Here is a 15,992-nt window from a genome sequence, read left to right as displayed (position 1 = left end):
CTCTGAATGGCCCCACTGGCGACGCACGTGGTGACCGCCCGACACGGGACCTACGACCGCCGCGCGGGGTTCAGCATGCGGTCGTAGACCAACCCAGTGGCTTGGGCCTGGACGTACTTGTCGATGAGGTCGACGAGCCAGTCCCGCGCAGACCATTGCGTCGGCTTGTACAGCCGTAGGGCGGTGTTGAGGATGACGTCGCGGGCGGCGAGGTCCGCGTCCCGCTGCAGGCGAGAGCGGGTGTACGCAGAGCCTGCTGGCTAACCTCATCCAGAAGGAAGGCAGCGCGGGCAAGCTCGAACGGATCGGCCACGAAATAGGCGAACGAGTTCTCGCTACCGCATAGCGGCCTCGGAGGTCGGAGCAGCGAACGGGTAGCAGTCACCGTCGTCCCTTGGTTCGGTCTGGGGCGCCTCGCATGCGGCCGGTGGAGTCGACTTCCAGGCCCGTTCACGTGAACTTTGGTGAGCGTCGGTACGGGACGGGCCGCGGTCGGAATGATCAGCGGCAGGAATCGTCTTCGCGAGCCGTCCGAGGTGCTGCCATGTCCGACACAGTGACTCATCCAGCGGGTCTCTCGCGCACCTGGTACCGGCCGATGGTCGCCCGCCCCACCGACGAGCCGTACCGGACGGTGACTCCGCTGGAGTTGCTCTTCGATCTGTGCTTCGTGGCCGCGGTGAGGCAGGCCGCCGACCGGCTGCACCACAACCTGGGCGAGGCCGACATCGGCCACGGGATCGGCCTCTATCCGGCGGTGTTCTTCGCGATCTGGTGGGCGTGGATGAACTTCACCACGTTCGCTTCCGCGTACGACCCCGAGGACGACGTCTACCGCCTCACCACCCTGGTCCAGATCGCCGGGGCGCTGGTGATCGCCGGTGGCGTACCTCGCGCCTTCGATCACGGCGACTTCTCCGTCATCACCTACGGGTACGTGATCATGCGGCTGGCGATGGTCGGGCAATGGTTGCGCGTCGCCCGCAGCGACCCGGAGCGGCGGGCCACCGCACTGCGCTACGCCGTGGGGATCACCGTGCTGCAGGCGGCCTGGATCGCCCGGCTGGCACTGCCCGACCGGTGGCTCCTACGCGGCTTCCTCGTGATCGTCCTCGCCGAACTGCTCCTGCCGTTCTGGGCCAGGCGCCCCGCTCCGATCATCTGGCACCCACGCCACATAACCGAGCGGTACGGGCTATTCACCATCATCGTGCTCGGCGAGTCGATACTCGCGGCTAGCCTCGCCGTCCAGACCGCGTTCGACAGAGGGATCAAGACAAGCACTCTGCTGTCGATCGCAGGCGCCGCCGTCGTGATCGTCTTCGCGATGTGGTGGCTGTACTTCGACCGCCCCGTTTACCAACTGGCTAGCACGCCGCGCGTGGCGCTGCTCTGGGGATACGGCCAATACCTGATCTTCGCTTCCGCCGCCGCGCTCGGTGCGGGCATCGCCGTCGACGTGGACTACCAGACCGGCGCGGCGCACCTTGGGCGCATGGCTGCCGGATACGCGGTGGCCACGCCGGTCGCAATCTACCTACTCGCAGTCTGGACGCTGCACATCCGCCCCTATCAACAGCTCAAGACGACCGTGCCGTACTTGGCCACGACGGCGCTCGTACTGCTGACACCGTTCACGCCGGCACCGGCGCGCCTGACCGCTCTGCTCCTCGCCACCCTCGTCGCCACCACCGTGATCGCTACCCGGCGCAGGCAGGGCGCCGGCGGGACCGCGACGGATCACTAGCCTCGGCCTGTCGCTAAGTGTTACCAAGGGTGGCCGACCGCTGGTTGATCTTTCCGTGTGGTTCGTCCGGCATATGGGCATGGCGGTTACCCGGCGAGTGGCGGGTTCCTCGGGGAACGGGTCGTCGGGCGGAACGGGTGAGGCGGGCGGGGACGTGTAGCAACCGGTGACGCGGTGTTGTTGAGGCGGGCGATGGCGGGACGAGGTATCGGTCAATCTGCGGGACGGCGCCGTCGTCGTCGCGCAGGATCTCCCAGCACAGTGTCCGGCCGCTACCGTCCAACGGTGATCTCGACCGAATGGTGCGTTCTTCACTGAAGCTCCCGGGCGCCCGGTATCGGCTTCAACCGATCTAGGTCATGTGCAGCGGTGCCCGCGAGGGCCTCGACCCGCGTGCCGCGGAAGCGCACTCCGTGCAGTGCCAGGCGGCGGAGATCCTCAGGTAGGTGTGGGCGCACGGCCAGAGTATCGGGCTCCGGATCGATGCCGAGCATCATGCGGAGCAGCATCATCGGCGCACCAGCGGCCCATGCCTGCGGGGAGCAGGCGGTGGGGTAGAGCACGGGCACCAAAGTGTTCTTTCGTGGGTAGCCTGCGAGTGCCTCGGGCAGTCGATGGCCCAGATGATGGCCGGCCTGCAACAGCCCCATCGCGAGTTGGTTGGCCTCATCGCGGTGTCCGTACCGGGCAAGCCCGGCTGCGGCGATCGCGGTGTCGTGCGGCCAAACGGTGCCGTTGTGGTACTCAAGCGGGTTGTAGGCTGGCTGCCCGTCGGCGAGGGTGCGCACGCCCCATCCCGTAAACATCCGGGGTCCGCAGAGCAGCGCGGCGAGCGCGTCAACGCGTTCGGGCGGCACGATCCCGCTCCACAGCAGGTGTCCGATGTTGGAGGTCAACGTGGTCACCGGCTTCTTGTCCCCGTCCAACGCGAGGGCGTAATAGCCGAGGTCGGGTAGCCAAAAGTCGGTGTTGAACCGGCGATAGAGTTCCTCGGCGTCGCGTTCCAGACGCTCGGCGAGGCCGGGGTCGTTCCAAATCTCCCGCGCGAGCCGCGCCGTTCGGCGGCGCGCGTCGTAGGCATAGCCCTGAATTTCGCAGGTAGCCCGGGGAAGCTTGGCGAGGCTGCCGTCGGGGTGGACCACCGAGTTCCAGGAGTCCTTCCAGCATTGGTTGACCAGACCGCTGCCCGGGTTGCGAGTCTGGTATTCGATGTAGCCGTCGCCGTCGGGATCGCCGTACGTCTCCAGCCACCGCAACGCCGCGCGGGCCGCGGGCTCGAGGTCCTGGACAGTCTGCGTGTCACCGGTCCACCGTTCGTACTCGTCTAGGACGATCAGGAACAGCGGCGTCGTGTCAGCGGCGCCGAAGTACGGGGACTGCGGACGTTCGCCGAAATGGGCACGCTCCCCGTTGCGCAGTTCGTGCAGGATCTTGCCTGGTTCGGCATCGCGGTGGTCGTCCTCATGGATCGCCTGCCGCTCGGCGAGGGCCCGCAAAGTCGTATAGGCAAGTTCGGGGTGGAACGGCAGCATCTGATAGCTGACTAGGAGGCTATCGCGGCCGAACACCGCCATGAACCAGGGCAGCCCGGCGGCGGGCAGAGAGGCTTTGTCTCCAGGGAATGGGTAGAACCTCAGCGCGGCGAGGTCGAGAAGACTGCGGTGGTAAATGTGCAGCAAGTCGTCCCAATCCGTGTCCAAGATGGGTGACGCGTCCAGCCATTCCCGAATGGTGCAAGGCATGTCCGGGCAGCGGTGGTGGCGCTCTAACGCCACGTCCACTTCCACCCCGACCCGGATGTTGATGTCGACGTCCCACTCTTGCGCAGGTGGTAGCTCATGTCGGAAGGTGAGCGATTCTTCGGTAACGAACGCGCCGGGGGCGTCGATGTGCGTTTCCCGGCAGAAGTCGGCGCGGCTGTAGCCCAACGTGATCCCGCCGTCGCGCCGATGGCGGTACAGATGGCCGGTTTTTGACATCTGGTCCTTGACGTCGAAGATGTCGGCGAAGTCGGCGTCGAATATCATCGTGAGTTCGAACGCGACCGGCGTGTTGCCGAAGTTGTGGACCGTGATGCGCTCCTGCATGCCAGTCGCCACGGCACGGCGGCGGGTGACAGACAGCGACGGGTTCCGGTAGATCGTTCCGGTCGGCTCGATCAGAAAGAAAACAACTTCGTCGTACTCGAGGTTGTCCGCGCTCAGCGCCTCCAGTTGGTGGCCGTTGAGGCGCAGCTGCCACCGCGATAAGTGCCGCATGTCGCGATAGAACAGCCCGTCGGGGAAATTAGCGGCCGGGTTGATGTCACCCTGCCGGTCGCTTACAACGAAGGCGTCTCCCTGCAGGATATTGATCTGGTCGAGCCGCACGCTGCCCCTCCGCTCTGGCCACACGAGCCGCCGCCGCTGGCCAGTCCGGTGCCTGTGGGGTGGTGGTTACCCTTCTAGGTGTGGTTACACCACGGCTTCCGCATCGGAGTGTTAGCCGGACACGGGACAATCTGCCCACCGCCAGCGTCGGCCCTTCCGAAGGGGCGGCAAGTGAGGGTGGCGAGGTCGTCGGCCACCACGGTCGCTTCGACCTGCGCGCACAGCACACCGACCTTGACCTGTGCATACGCCGGGCTTGACGCGGCGGTCGGCGCCGGGGCGCTATCGCCGGAGCATCACCGCCGGGGTCGCGACCCGGCCCGGATCGTGGCCGGCCTGCCCGCGGCGCAGCGGAGCCAGCGCCTCCGCGTAGCCGGCGGACAGCGCAGTCACTTCGACCCTGGCGTGCTCCAGCGCGGTGCCTCCCGGTCACCGGCCACCCGGTCAACGACCGGGCGGCCAAGGAGACTCTCCGGGCCCGGCTCGGCCACGCCGTGCACCCGGATCTCCGTCGTCCCCACTCCGTACCACCAATCTTCTCGTCGCTGGACGGGCGCGGATACCCGCCGACCGGGCCGGTACGCCCCCACCGCGGACCTTACCGCTGCGGAGGAAGCTGGGGCACGACGCGGACCAGCGCTGGTCCGCTCAGCGGACTAGCCCGGCAGCCGCGGCCTCCCGTGGCCGCCGAGGTGCCCGACGATGCCACCGCCGCGCTTCTTCTGCTCGATCACCGAGCACGCCATGCACAGCAGCAGGCACGCCCCCGGCGCCCGGGTCGCCGCCGCCTGCTGGTTCGGGCCGATCCACATGTCCGTGCCGCAGTCCACGCACTGCGTCACCGTATGGTCGATCGTCGGCACGTACGGCGGGACGCCCATGCCCTCCAGCAGCTCGTTTATGTTCGTCGGCGGACACGCCAGCATCAGCCGCTTCTCTCGCTCCATCGTGAATCTTCCTCACATCTCAACGGTCGCCGTCGCGACGACCCGGCCGTCCGCGTCGACGCGCACGCCGGGGCCGCGCACGTCGCCGCCAGCCCGGCGCACGGCCGCGATCCTCTCGAACACCTGCTTGCCGAACCCCAGCCGCTCCACCGACGGCACCACCACGGTGTCGGCCAGGCCGTCGCCGACGTCGGCGACCGTCTCCCGCCAGCCCTTCGCGCTGACGTGCTCGCCGACCACCTCGTAGCCCTGCTCGGTGCACCAGCGCTGCGCCGTCTTCGTCAGCTCCTCGATGGTGGCCCGGCCGCCGCGTACGGCCCGCAAGAACACCACGGCCCGGCGCCGCACCCAGCGGCGGGCCTCGGCGTCCCACCGCGCGTGCTCGTACAGCCGGTTGAGGTCGGGCCCCGAGCCGGGCACCTCCGGGGCGCACCGCGCCCACGTCCGGGCCTCGGCGTCCCAGCGGACGTGCCAGCCGAACTCGCGGGCCTCGCGGTGGCCCGGCCAGTCGCCGGTCCACGTCGACGCGCCGCAGTCGTGGCCCGCGGTGTCGGCCAGGGCCCGGCAGTACATGCGCTTCAAGCCGCGCACCAGGCACTCGGCCACGTCGCAGTCGTCCGCGTGCGTCTCGCCGATGGTCACCTGGCAGGCGGGGCAGGTGCCGCGCAGCAGGTCGTGGTCCACGGGTTCCTCCGTGCTGGTCGGTCGGGCCGTCGCGCCGGCGGCGCGCACCGTGTGGGTGCGCGCCGCCGGCTGCCGACCCGTGGGGTCAGACTCACTCGTCGCCTTCGGCTGCGGGCTCGCCCGCGTCCAGGTCGGCCTCGGCGCACGGGTCCGGCTCGACGTCCTCGGCATCGGGCTCGGGCTCGGGCTCGACGTCGCGCTCCGGCAGGTCCACGTAGACGACCTCCTGGTCCTCGCCGTCCTCCTCGGCGTCCTCCTCGGCGTCCTCCTCGGCCTCGTACGCCAGGCGCTCGGCTTCCTCCTCGGCCTCGGCGCGCTTCCGCTCCTCCTCCTCGGCGATGAGGGCGGCGCGCATGTCCGCCTCGCCCTCGGACAGCTCGTAGCCGTCCTCCTCCAACCTGTTCAGCCACAGCACGATCAGGTCCTTGTGCGCGACCCACCGACCCTCGGCGACCTGCTCGACGTTGTGCTCCTGCGCGCCGACCAGCCGGGCGACGAGCAGCCGGTTCAGCCGGTCCTGCCCGGCGGTCGCGCCCTCGACCAGCTCGCCGCCGGCCAGCGCCTTGATGAACTCCCGATCGACGCGGTACTGGAGGAAGTCGGGCCACACCACGGCGAACCGCATCGCCTCGACCAGCAGCGCCTTCGCGCCCTTCGCGCTGCCGTACTTCTCGACGAGGAACCGGCGCCGCACGGCCCCGGACTCCTTGAGCCGAGCCGCCCGCTCCTCGCGGGCCTTGTCGGCGGCCTCCTTCGCGGCGACCTCGGCCGGGCTCTTGTAGTAGCTGTGCCCGGTCCGCTTGTAGTCGTGCGCCTCGGGGTCGAGGCAGACGATGAGCGCGCTGGCCGAGTCCCACCGCTCCTCGATGACGGCGGCGTACCCGTCGAGCGTCTTCACGGCCTCGGGGTCGATCTCCTCGCCGTCGGCCGTCTGGAGCTGGTCGACGCGCGCCATCGCGCAGTTGTACGGCCACTCCTTCGGCTTCTTCACGATCTTCACGCCGGCCGCTTCCAGCTCGGCGGTGACCGCCGCGATGGCGTCCTTGACCTGCCGCTTGCGGCGCTCCTCCTGGACCTTGTGCTTGATCCCCCAGCTGCTTACGACGTCCTTGAGGATCTTCTCCATCGTCTTCGGGTCGTCCTCGAACTCCTCCAGCTCGGCGACGTCCTCCAGGGACAGTTTCCCGGCGTCGGCCGCCGCGGTGGCGGCCTCGCCGAGCTTCGTCAGCTTGAGCGCGGACTGGACGTGCTTCTGCGCCCGGCCGGTCCGGCGGGCGATCTCGGCGACGTCCAGGCCGAAGAGCTCCAGCTGGGCGTACCCGGCTGCGCGCTCGCTCTCGGTCAGGTCGACGCGCTGGTCGTTCTCGACGAGCATCGCCACGATCTGCGCCGGGGCCATGCCCACCAGGTCGGGCCGCACGAGGCACGGCACCGTCTGGGTCAGGCCGTCGGGCCATTCGCCGGCTTCGAGCGCCTCGGCGGCGGCTGCGGCCCGGCGGTGGCCGGCGACGATCCGGTGGCCGTCGTCCTCGGGGACGACGGTCAGCGCCTGCAGAACGCCGCTGGCGGCGATCGAGTCGCGCAGCTCGGTCAGGTCGCCGAGCTGGTTGCGCAGGTTGCTCGGGTGCGCGAGCAGGTCGCGCGGGTCGATCTGGGCGAGGTACGGGGCCTTCTTGGCCCGGGTTCGCGCCTTGGTCGGTGCGGTCACTCTTGGGTCCTTCCTACTCCACGTGAACAGGCGTACAGCTCGGGCTGTACATACTCATTGTATCATTCAAGATCATCACCGTCTAATCGTTACCGGCCCTGACCTGCGGTTTTGGCTCGCAGCGGCGACGCCACCACAGCACGACGGGACTCCTTCGACCGGAGGTACGTCACGCCGTGCACCAGGGCGTCCAGCCGGTCCGGAGAGTCGCCGGACTCCGGCGTCCAGGTCGTCAGCTGGTCCTCCATCACCGGGAACGCGCCGACGTGGTGCACCCGCGGTGGGTCGACCTCGTAGCGGGCGGCCACCGGCTCGGCGCGCACCCGCTTGCTCACGCGGGCCTGCACGACGTCCAGCGGCGGGTCGCCGCCAGGCAGCAGGCCCTCCTTCTGCATGGCAACCCACGCGTCGACGAGGATGTCCCGCATCCACGCCGACGAGCCCTCGTAGATCACTACGTCGGCGTCGACGTCCAGGTAGCACTGCCAGATCCGCCGGGCGGCGGCCATGCCGGCGATCTTCATGCTCCGGTCGGCCAGCACGTAGTGCTCGCCGTCCTCGCCCCGGCCGACGGCCACGATGCCCGTCTCGTCGCTCGTCTCCGACACGGTGTCCGCCGGGTCGACGCTGACGACGGTCCGGACCAGCTTCGGCAGGTCGTCCTTGTCGACGCGGCCGGCCTCGATCCACGCGCTCTTCCACAGTGCGCCGTCGACGTCGGTCAGCAGCTCGGCGTCCAGCTCCTGCCGACCGAGCCGGGTGCCGCCGTACTGCTCCAGCAGCTCCTCCAGCGCCTCGGCGCTGAGGTTCGCCGCGTTGTCCAGCGTCTTGCCTCGGGTGATGACCACCCGGGGCCGGCGGCTGCGCGCCTTCTGCTTCGCCGCCCGGGTCAGCAGCTTCTTCACGTGCGGCAGGGGCTTCGGGGTCGTGCTGATGACCATGTGCGGGCTCTCGGCCTCGCGCATGCAGAACCAGAGCATGTCGAACACGCCCTGCGCCGTCTGCACCGGCCAGGCGGCGTACTCGTCGCACCACACGCCGTCGAAGTCGTAGCCGCGGAGGATGTCGGGGTCCTGCGCGCCGAAGCCGCGGATGATCGCGCCGTTGCGCAGCTCCAGGTACGGCTCGCTCTTGTTGAACGTCTTCACGTCCTTCGGCGGCACCACGGCCAGCAGGCCGGCACGTCGGGCCGTGAAGCAGACGTTGTACACCTCGCGGTGAGTCTTCGCGATCACCGCGTAGTGCCCGCCGGGCTTCGCCGTAGCCCACTTCCGGACCGTCTCGGCGCCGGTGCGGGTCTTGCCGAAGCCACGGCCGGCGAGCAGCATCCAGATCCGGTACGCCCTGTTGGGCTCCAGCTGCTCGGACCGGGCGTGCCGGGGCCAGTCGTACCGGACGAGGCCCTGGACCTCGGACACCTCGCGCAGGTAGGCGGCCAGCTCGGCGTCGGTCATCATCGCCGGGTCCGGGTAGGCCAGTAGCATCGGTCAGCGCCCGTTCCGCATCTCGGCCTCGCGGTCGCGCAGGTCGACAACGGCGCACCAGGCGAGCAGCAGCAACGGGCACAGCATCAGCGCCGGGCAGCCGAGGCCGGCGAGGCCGGCCCAGCGGACCGCCGCCCACAGCGTCAGGGCGGTCAGCCCGAACCAGCCGGACAGCAGCAGCCGCCACGCCCACACCCGGCGGGTCAGCGTCCGCCGCTGCGCCCGGGTCGGGCCGACACGGGCGCGGCCGACAGCCCGCTGGCGCGGCTGCACGTTCAGCGCCGCCCACGTCTGCGGGCCGACAACGGGCCCGCCGGGTCGGTACGCCGGCTGCGCGGCGGCCGGCGCGCGGTGCCCGGCCAGCAGCCGCGTCGACCGCAGGCCCCGCCTCACAGCGCCACCGCGACCACCACCACGGTGGCCACGCTGGACGAGGCGAGCAGCAGCCCGCCGACGGCGATGCACCACACCGTCCAGCGCGGTGCCCGCACCTCCAGCGCGAACCACACCTCGCCGTCAACCCTGCGCCGCTGGCTCACCGGCCGTCTCCTCCTCGTCCTCGTCCTCGTCCTCGTCGCCGTCGGGGTCGTCGGCATCGCCTGCGGGTCCGGCCTGGCCGGCACGGGCCGCCGCCTCCGCCATCAGCGCTCGGAAGAAGTCGGCGCGCTGCTGCTCGCTCATCTGGTCGACCTCGGCGCGGATCGGGCCGCCGTCCGGACCGGTGTGTGCGGTGGTCGAGTCCGGCAGGCCCAGGGCCAGGCGCTCGACGCGGGTCGCCACCTCCAGCCAGCGGGCGATGTCCCCGGGGCCGAGCTTCGACGCGTCGAGGGTCTGCAACCGGCCGACGAGCTTCCCAAGCAGCGCCGACGCGATCCGGGCGTGCCGCCTGGCCATGTCGCGCCGCTGCTCGGCCAGGCCCTCGGCGTACAGCCGGTCCTCTTCGCGGTCCCACGTCTGCGCCCGCTGCACCCACTTCCAGGTGCTCGCCAGCTTGTGGAGGTAATCCCGGCTCTTGTGGACCTCGGTGGCGACCTTGGCGACGGTGCGGGTGCGGCCCAGGTCGCGGTACAGCACGAAGTACCCGTACGCCTTCTCGGGCTCTCGGCGCTGCCTGTCCCAGGGCAGGATCTCCGGCTCGCTCATGGTCACCTTCTCGTGCTGTGGTGCGTGGTGCGGGCGGCCCGGTCTGCGGGGAAGTCAGGCCGGGCCGCCCTGTCTCAGCGGTGTCCGGGGGCTCGTCCGCCGGGCATGGGGGGTCGGGCGATCGCCGCGTTGCCGTACATCAGGGCGTCGTCGAGGCTGGTCAGCACGAGGGACGTCTCCCGGCCGGCGGGCAGGGTTCGCATCGCCTCGGCCATCAGCACCTTCACGGCGGTACGCCACGCCAGGTGACGCTCGGCCTGCTCCAGGTTCTTCGGCGGGTGGTGGTCGCAGCGGCGGTCCAGCTCGTAGCGCTGGCGCTCGTCCAGGCCGGCGTATGGGTCGTCGGGGCGGTCGGGCATCTTGCTCCTCCTCATGGGTTCGGCCGCGGTGCGTACCGGGCCGGGTCGGGGGTCAGGCGGGCCACAGGTGGATGCAGCCGGCGAGCAGGCCGCCGACGATGACCACCACCACGAAGGCGGTCAGGGCGTACGGCATCCGCACCGGGGCTCACCCGGCGAGGTAGTCGGCGGCCAGCAGCTCCAGGGCTCTCCACCGCTGGTGGGCTGGCACCTCGCCCTTGCGCACGAGCTGGTCGACGGCGCGGGCCACCACGGCGGCTGCGTCGGCGGGCATGGAGCGCGTCTCCAGCACCGTCTCGATCGGCACCAGGCGGTTGACGTTGCCGATGGGCTCCCCGGACTCGGGGTCGAACCACACGCCGTCGCGCAGCTCGCCGAGGTGCCGCTCGAACACCTGGAGGATCAGGCCGAGCGCGGTGGCCACGTTGCCGACGTTGTGGGCGCCGTGGGTCGTCGCGAGCGCGTCCAGGGTGGCTTCGTAGTCGCCGTACCCGGCGAGCCAGCGGGCGTCGGCCTGGACGAGCTTGCGGGCCTCGTCGAAGGAGGCGCGGGCGGCGTCCAGCTCCATCGGCAGGAACACCAGCTGCACCGTGGCGAAGTCGAGGTTCGCTTCGGACAGGCCCTCCAGGTCGACCTGCGCGAGCAGGTCGAGCTGCTTGTCGTCCAGGCCCGAGTAGGCCCGCCAGTCCACATCGTCCAGCTCCTCGTAGAGGTGCTTCAACGTGGCCGGGTCGTCCTCGCCCTCGATGGCGTTGTGCGACAGCTGGAGCGCGACCTGTCGGGCGCGCGAAAGTTCCTGGTCGACCACGATGACGTCGACGGCGGTCAGGCCGACCTCGCGGGCGGCCATGATGCGGTGGTTGCCGGAGAGCACCACCATCCGCTCGGTGGCCGCGTCGTGCCAGACGAGCGGCGTGCTGGTCAGTGCGCCGTCTCGGCGCACGTTGGCCACCAGGCGGTCGAACGTCTCCTTGCGCATGTACCGCGCGTTGACCTCCAGCAGCGTCAGGCTGGCCGGGTCGACCGTCTCCCGGCGCAGGTTCAGCGGCTCGTCGGCGTCGCTCACCGGCCGTCTCCCCGGTACTGGATGGCGAAACCGGGGATGCCGAGACCGAAGTCCGGGTCGGCAGTCGCCGGCCGGATGGGCGCGTGCAGCACGAACTCGTCCGGGGTGCAGGCGGGCCGGTTCGGCATCATGCCGGCCGGCACGCCCGTCCAGCGGAACCGCTCACCACAGCCCGGAGCGGCGCAGCGGATCGAGAGCTCCGCGATGTACGCCACCACCGTGGGGTCGTCGCCGGAGACGGTCAGCCGCTGCACGTCGGCGTCCAGGTGCATATCGGTGTGCGGGCACGGCTTGTCCGGGTCGGCCGGATCGTGCCGGAACTGGCCGTGCTTCGCGCAGACGCCGACGTCGGCGCCGAGGCCGCACCGGTAGCTGAACGGGCCGTCCCACTCCTGCTTCGGGCACCCGGCCGGCTCGGCGGCCGGCTGCTCGCCGCTGCGGTGGTCGTCGCTCATCGCTTGTCCTTCCCGTGGCGGCGCTTCCACTCCGCCAGCGCCTCAGCCAGCGTCCAGTCGCCCAGGGGGCCGCCGTACTGGAGCTGGTACCGGTGGATGCCGTCGGCGGCCGGCTCGCTGCGCTTTTGCAGCTTCACGCCGGGGATCCCCCGGCCGTACTTGGCGCTGTTCGGCCGGTCGGTGAAGGCGGTCGTCGACCAGGCGGTCAGCCGCTTCGACAGGGACCGCTGGAGCAGCAGCTGCGCCTCGCGGCTGGCGGCCGCCATGACGATCAGCTTCGCCAGCCGCCGGTACCGGGTCCACGACACCGGGAAGTCGCTCATCAGGTAGGCGCAGGCCGGGTCGAACTTCGGCGGCAGGTACGCGAACGCGCCGACGAGCTTGCCGTCGACGCTGACGCCGCAGGCGAGCAGCGGCGACCCGGGCAGGATCGTCTTGCTCATGAACTGCGAGCGGACGGCGGCGAACTGGCCGCCGTTGAGCACGTGGATGGCCATGCGGTCGCCGAGGTCCTCGGCGGGCCCGATCTTCGGCATGAGGATCGGGGCGACCTGCTGGGCGGGCGCGACGACGCGCCGCGCTCCGGACGACGCGTAGACGTAGATCGGCATACCGCGGTTGGAGGTCTGGACGACGCCGCGCAGCCACGGGCGCAGCTCCTCGCGTGCGATGTGGAGGCCGAGGATCCAGTGGGGCCGGTCGAGGACCGCCCCGATGATCTCTTCCTTGCCGTCCTCGTCGAGCGTGTCGTACGTCGGCGCCGGCCAGTCGAAGAACTCGTCGATGCCGGCGAACTGTGCCTCGTAGTCCCCGGCGTAGAACGGCGGGAACATCGCCACCGGGGCGTCGTCGGGCACGACGTCGCGCAGGTAGTCCCGCACGTCGCCGCAGTAGTACGAGTCCAGGCGTAGCGTCAGCGCGTTCAGCTTGGCGACCGTCTTGGCGTGCATCGTCGGGAACTGGTCGACGGTCGCCCGGACCATCCGCTCGTAGTAGACGCCGGGCCGCCCGACGTACTGGAGGAACCGCGTGCCGAGCATCAGCGAGGCGAGGGTGTCCGTGGAGGTCGTCAGGTACGGCTCCAGCCAGGCCAGCTCCTCGCGGTGCTCGTCCTTGAGCCGGTAGTCCAGCTCCCGGCCGGCGAGCCACCAGCCGAGCGCGCTCGAGTAGGACTGGACGTCGTTGCCGTGGATCGCGCGCTGCTCGCCGGGCCGGCTGTGCAGCGTCCGCTCAATCGTGAAGTTGCCCGAGCAGCCGACGTACAGGTCGGTGTCGGGCCAGGACTCGGCGTGCTCGTAGATGATCGAGCGCAGGTCGGCCGGGATGCTGCCGTGGAACACGCGCCTCTCACCACCTTCCCCTGTGGCCGGGCGTCGAGCGCCGGCCAGGATTTGAACCTGGGCCTCCGCCCCGGTAGGGCGGTGTGCCACCAAGCAGCACTTCCAGCGCAACGCGTGACAAGCACGCAGTGCCAGATGGTAGCCGTACACCAGGCCGGTGGCGAGAGTGCCCGGGGGCATCCGATCGCTGCGTGGCCTGGCGTAGCCCACCGTAGACCTATAGGGCCGCAATGGACTATCGTGACCGGACACCAAGCGCCGATGAACGGGAGGCAGGCCGGTGGGCCAGGAGTACACCTACGCCGAAGCCGCGGTGAAGCTGCGCGTCGCGGAGACCACCCTGCGGCGCTGGGTGTCCAAGGGCCGCGTGCCGTGCCACCGGCTCGGCCGGCTCGTCCGCTTCACCGACGAGGACCTAGCCGCCGCCTACAAGGCGTTCCCCGCCCTGGCCGGGCGCCGCTGATCGTGGGGGCCTCCGGAGCAGCGATCGCTACATCGCACTCATCGATTCTCGCGCCGGCCCGATGCCGGCACCCGGAGGCCCCCCACACCACCCCTAGACCGTCCTAGGAGGATCGGTCCCAAGCTGGGGGCCGGCACTGCACCTGGCACGCCGCCCGCGCTGCTAGGTGGTGCTGCTGCGGTCCATGCGACACCCTGAACTGATCGCTCCCGCAGTGGCCCTCAGCTCGATCGCTCCACGTCCGTTGTCTCACCCGCGGAGCCGTTCTCGGCCTGGGCCTCCATGAGCATGCCGTAGTAGGGCAGGACCACCAGTCGCAGGCACAGCCACCACGCGTAGACCGCTCCGACACTCCACGACTGGGGGTCGTTGAGCAGCCCGTGCGCCAGGTCGTTACGCAAGTTTGGGCCGAGCTGTTCGCACAGCAGGGCACGCAGTTCGAGTGTGAGATCAGGCCCCAACAGCTGAGACGACTCCGGCATCTCAAGCAGTGTGTTGAGCCCCTTCTCGGTCTCGACGCCGTTCTCGTCCACGAAGAGCGTGAAGATCCCGTGGGCCTTCAGGTAGCCGCGCACCATCTGCTCCACTTGTGGCACGAGCACGGAGATAGCCGACGGGAAGTCACCGGAAAGTCCATGCCACAACCCGCGAGCCCACAGACCGGCATGTCCCGCAGGGACGACCGGCGATTCGTAGCAGATGCCTGCGAGGAATCCGGTGTTGAAGCGGTGTTCGAGCATCAGCACCTCGAGAGCAGGGTAGATGAGTGCCTTGACCTGGAGGTCGATCCTCAACGTGAACGACCGGACCACCTCGGCGAAGACGGCCTCGTCAGGCGGCTGGCCCACACCGAGTCCCGCCCGAGCAGCGACCTTGCGTGCGTCCGTGCTGAACGTCGAGATTCCGAACAGACCCGACAGGCTCCCCTGCATGCGCTCTCGTTCGTCGGCCATCGCCTTCGTGGCGTCGATCAGCGGCACGATTCCTGCGAGACTCACGAGCGCTTCGAGTGCCTCCTTCCCGGACACCACCTTGCGCGCGTCCTCCACATACTGAGTGATGTCGATCGGGTCCGACTGGATGAGCATCATCTCCTCCAGCGAAAGCTCTCGGATGTCAGCGAGCCGGTCACGCAGCTGCTGGAGTTGCCCGTCGAGACCTCGCGCCGAGCGGTACTTCCGGGGAAGACCGCGTATGGTCGCGATGGCCTTCTCGATAAACGTGCCGACAACGAGCGCGGGCCTGTCCTGCGCTAGTCGCTCGTCCGCCTCGTCGAGGTACGTCTGGCCGACGCGCTCGATGCACTCATTGGCAAGGTCTGTTTCGCCCGCCCGCGAGAACCAGGTACAGGCGTGGCGCTCGTACGCGCGCCTGAGCCGGTGGTTCCCCGCGACAGCAGCGGCAAGCGACACGAAGTGGTTGGCCAGATCCCGAGTGCCCGCCTGATCAACGGACCTGGCATCGCGCAGCAGGTCCGAAATCTGAGTCAGCATGAATCCCGCCGAGCCATCCTTGGCAAGCAGAAACTCGGTTAGCTCGGTCGTCATCTCCTTGACGGTCTGACGGCCGGCATTGCCCCGACGCAGCGAGAGCTCAATCGCCCGTCGCCAGCCGTCACGACCTGCACGAAGCCAGGCGTCCCGCTCCAGCGGCACGGACCGGTAAGCGTTCACCGCAGCGGACAGCAGGTCCATGTTGCGCCGGTCGCCGTAGGCCCATGCGATGTCAGCGACCCTGGCCTTCAGGACCGGCTCCTCGATGAGGGGCACGAGGCGGGCCAGCAACTCGAGCTCCGGCTCGCTCAAGTCGTCGGGGACAACCGATCGACGATTCCCGATCTGCATGGCGGGCGCGTACGGCTCCGTCCAGTTGTCGGGAACCAGCATGGGGGACGCGGCCTTCGCCAGCACGTCCAGCACGCGTGTCCTGAGGCTGTCCTCTCCTGCATCTACCTGGGCTTCAGCCCTCAGGCGGGCGAGGTCGAGCGAAAGCACCTCGGGGCATTCGGTCCCGCGTGAGCGGCCGTTCCCATCTACCAGTGCGGGAGCCCACCACGAGGGGTCAATTGGATCCTCCGCCGCCCCTCTATTCGAGGCTGCACTCGTCACCTGTGTCTCCTCCATGCTCTCGCCTGCGCGGGTCGCTGCGCGGCGTGCCCGATCACGATCCTCCAGCAGCAGTGGCCATAGCCGCGCGCGACGAACCCGTGAACGGCCCGCGGCGGCCC

At 69.7% G+C, this 15,992-nt stretch carries 15 protein-coding genes and 1 tRNA gene; 2 read left to right on the top strand and 14 right to left on the bottom strand.

Features of this window, described 5'->3' with window-relative positions; all coding sequences use genetic code 11:
• Positions 1 to 544 precede the first annotated feature (544 nt).
• On the top strand, positions 545 to 1,747 hold the full coding sequence (locus tag ACWD6N_RS11850; protein ID WP_354966328.1) for a low temperature requirement protein A: 1,203 nt from the start codon (positions 545 to 547) through the stop codon (positions 1,745 to 1,747).
• 311 nt (positions 1,748 to 2,058) lie between these two features.
• On the opposite strand, the gene ACWD6N_RS11845 is transcribed toward ACWD6N_RS11850, so the two are convergent.
• The 13 genes from ACWD6N_RS11845 to ACWD6N_RS11785 form a co-directional block, all read right to left on the bottom strand.
• Positions 2,059 to 4,116, bottom strand: coding sequence for an amylo-alpha-1,6-glucosidase (locus ACWD6N_RS11845; RefSeq protein WP_354966329.1), 2,058 nt, complete (start codon positions 4,114 to 4,116; stop codon positions 2,059 to 2,061).
• A gap of 656 nt (positions 4,117 to 4,772) precedes the next feature.
• The gene (locus tag ACWD6N_RS11840) at positions 4,773 to 5,063 is read right to left on the bottom strand and encodes a hypothetical protein (protein WP_354966330.1); all 291 of its coding nucleotides are present in this window, start codon (positions 5,061 to 5,063) and stop codon (positions 4,773 to 4,775) included.
• Between the two features lie 12 nt (positions 5,064 to 5,075).
• Positions 5,076 to 5,747, bottom strand: a complete 672-nt coding sequence (locus ACWD6N_RS11835) for a recombinase family protein (RefSeq protein ID WP_354966331.1) — start codon at positions 5,745 to 5,747, stop codon at positions 5,076 to 5,078.
• A gap of 91 nt (positions 5,748 to 5,838) precedes the next feature.
• The gene (locus tag ACWD6N_RS11830) at positions 5,839 to 7,455 is read right to left on the bottom strand and encodes a ParB/RepB/Spo0J family partition protein (RefSeq protein ID WP_450004698.1); all 1,617 of its coding nucleotides are present in this window, start codon (positions 7,453 to 7,455) and stop codon (positions 5,839 to 5,841) included.
• 89 nt (positions 7,456 to 7,544) lie between these two features.
• Positions 7,545 to 8,939: a terminase large subunit domain-containing protein gene (locus ACWD6N_RS11825; protein ID WP_354966333.1), complete on the bottom strand. Its 1,395-nt coding sequence runs from the start codon at positions 8,937 to 8,939 to the stop codon at positions 7,545 to 7,547.
• Positions 8,940 to 8,942: 3 nt separating this feature from the next.
• Positions 8,943 to 9,332, bottom strand: coding sequence for a hypothetical protein (locus tag ACWD6N_RS11820; protein ID WP_450004697.1), 390 nt, complete (start codon positions 9,330 to 9,332; stop codon positions 8,943 to 8,945).
• Entirely contained in the window at positions 9,329 to 9,478 is a 150-nt protein-coding gene (locus ACWD6N_RS11815) for a hypothetical protein (RefSeq protein ID WP_354966335.1), read from the bottom strand. Before ACWD6N_RS11815 ends, ACWD6N_RS11820 begins: the two co-directional genes overlap by 4 nt.
• Complete coding sequence (locus ACWD6N_RS11810) at positions 9,456 to 10,082, bottom strand: hypothetical protein (protein ID WP_450004696.1); 627 nt, start codon at positions 10,080 to 10,082, stop codon at positions 9,456 to 9,458. The genes ACWD6N_RS11815 and ACWD6N_RS11810 overlap by 23 nt, the downstream gene beginning before the upstream one ends.
• Before the next feature lie 74 nt (positions 10,083 to 10,156).
• Positions 10,157 to 10,441, bottom strand: coding sequence for an Acb2/Tad1 domain-containing protein (locus ACWD6N_RS11805; protein ID WP_354966337.1), 285 nt, complete (start codon positions 10,439 to 10,441; stop codon positions 10,157 to 10,159).
• 148 nt (positions 10,442 to 10,589) lie between these two features.
• Positions 10,590 to 11,507: a ParB N-terminal domain-containing protein gene (locus ACWD6N_RS11800; RefSeq protein WP_354966338.1), complete on the bottom strand. Its 918-nt coding sequence runs from the start codon at positions 11,505 to 11,507 to the stop codon at positions 10,590 to 10,592.
• Entirely contained in the window at positions 11,504 to 11,962 is a 459-nt protein-coding gene (locus tag ACWD6N_RS11795; protein WP_450004695.1) for a hypothetical protein, read from the bottom strand. The genes ACWD6N_RS11800 and ACWD6N_RS11795 overlap by 4 nt, the downstream gene beginning before the upstream one ends.
• The gene (locus ACWD6N_RS11790) at positions 11,959 to 13,302 is read right to left on the bottom strand and encodes a putative antirestriction adenine methyltransferase (RefSeq protein ID WP_450004694.1); all 1,344 of its coding nucleotides are present in this window, start codon (positions 13,300 to 13,302) and stop codon (positions 11,959 to 11,961) included. The genes ACWD6N_RS11795 and ACWD6N_RS11790 overlap by 4 nt, the downstream gene beginning before the upstream one ends.
• 36 nt (positions 13,303 to 13,338) lie before the next feature.
• Positions 13,339 to 13,411, bottom strand: a tRNA-Gly gene (locus ACWD6N_RS11785).
• Between the two features lie 171 nt (positions 13,412 to 13,582).
• Between ACWD6N_RS11785 and ACWD6N_RS11780 the strand changes: the two genes are divergently transcribed.
• Complete coding sequence (locus ACWD6N_RS11780) at positions 13,583 to 13,765, top strand: helix-turn-helix domain-containing protein (protein WP_450004693.1); 183 nt, start codon at positions 13,583 to 13,585, stop codon at positions 13,763 to 13,765.
• Between the two features lie 221 nt (positions 13,766 to 13,986).
• On the opposite strand, the gene ACWD6N_RS11775 is transcribed toward ACWD6N_RS11780, so the two are convergent.
• Entirely contained in the window at positions 13,987 to 15,888 is a 1,902-nt protein-coding gene (locus tag ACWD6N_RS11775; protein WP_450004692.1) for a DUF4209 domain-containing protein, read from the bottom strand.
• Positions 15,889 to 15,992: the final 104 nt, after the last annotated feature.

Source organism: Micromonospora sp. NPDC005163, assembly GCF_053599835.1.
This window is presented reverse-complemented; position numbering and strand designations above follow the sequence as displayed.